Origin of the sequence: Pseudomonas sp. 2822-17 (assembly GCF_002742485.1) — a bacterium.
GTDB lineage: Bacteria > Pseudomonadota > Gammaproteobacteria > Pseudomonadales > Pseudomonadaceae > Aquipseudomonas > Aquipseudomonas cyclaminis.
Genome location: NZ_LJRZ01000467.1, coordinates 1 through 234, shown reverse-complemented (window position 1 = coordinate 234; position 234 = coordinate 1). Strand labels below are relative to the sequence as shown.

Annotated in this window: 1 protein-coding gene; it reads right to left on the bottom strand. The window is 34.2% G+C overall.

The features are described 5' to 3' along the window. Positions 1-234: uroporphyrinogen-III synthase (locus AOA60_RS18260; protein ID WP_178075377.1), on the bottom strand; the 234-nt coding region annotated here is incomplete at both ends.

Here is a 234-nt window from a genome sequence, read left to right as displayed (position 1 = left end):
GATGGACTAGTAAAGGTAATGATATCAACTTGGTTGGACTTTATAATCTGATTTAGTTTCTCTCTATTGGAAGTATTATAAATCGTTTCATAGACAAAAGGAGCGTCCACTTCTATATTTCTACTCCTACATACATCAATGAAGTAATTACTTGAAAGATTACTTCTAGGGAAGAGAATTCGCTCATCAGAAACAACCTTAGAAAGGGCCTCTGTTAAATGGAACCCATCATAT